The 644-nt window shown below is 64.8% G+C and carries 1 protein-coding gene; it reads left to right on the forward strand.

Annotated elements, in window-relative coordinates; genetic code table 11:
* Window positions 1–2: 2 nt before the first annotated feature.
* The gene (locus EN906_RS36305; protein ID WP_127272477.1) at window positions 3–614 is read left to right on the forward strand and encodes a LysE family translocator; all 612 of its coding nucleotides are present in this window, start codon (window positions 3–5) and stop codon (window positions 612–614) included.
* Window positions 615–644 lie beyond the last annotated feature (30 nt).

Raw genomic sequence — 644 nt, forward strand, 5'->3', positions numbered from 1 at the left:
TTATGCACCCCACCTCGCTCCTGATCTTCGCCGCCGCTTTGTTCGTTGCCGCCGGTTCGCCCGGCCCCTCGATCGCGGCGCTCGTTGCGCGCGTTATCTCGAAAGGGTTTCGCGACGTGTTCCCGTTCCTGCTCGCCATGTGGATCGGCGAGGGCATCTGGCTGTCGCTGGCGGTGTTCGGCCTGGCTGTCGTGGCGCAGACCTTCCATTTCGCTTTCGTCGTGGTGAAATGGGTCGGCGTCGCCTATCTCGCTTACCTCGCCTGGAAAATGTGGACCGCGCCTGTCGATGCAGAAGGGGGCGAGATGCCGCGCGAGGATTCTCCGGCAAAGCTGTTCTTCGCCGGCATGGCGGTGACGCTTGGCAATCCCAAGATCATGATGTTCTACCTGGCGCTGCTGCCGACCATCATCGACCTCGCTTCGGTCAGCATCGTCGGCTGGGTCGAGCTGACGGCGACCATGGCCGTGGTGCTGGTCGCCATCGATCTCGCCTGGGTGCTCGCCGCATCACAGGCGCGCAAGCTTTTGAAGAGCAAACGCGCCATGAAGATCGCCAACCGCGTCAGCGCGACGACGATGGCCGGCGCCGCGGCGGCGATCGCTGCTCGGTGACGTTCCCTCGCCCCGCTTACGGGGAGAGGG

It is taken from the genome of Mesorhizobium sp. M7A.F.Ca.CA.004.06.1.1 (genome assembly GCF_003999135.1).
Lineage (GTDB): Bacteria > Pseudomonadota > Alphaproteobacteria > Rhizobiales > Rhizobiaceae > Mesorhizobium.

Coding starts and splice junctions, on each gene's coding strand:
- EN906_RS36305 (WP_127272477.1), top strand. CDS start 3: ATGCACCCCACCTCGCTCCTGATCTTCGCCGCCGCTTTGTTCGTTGCC.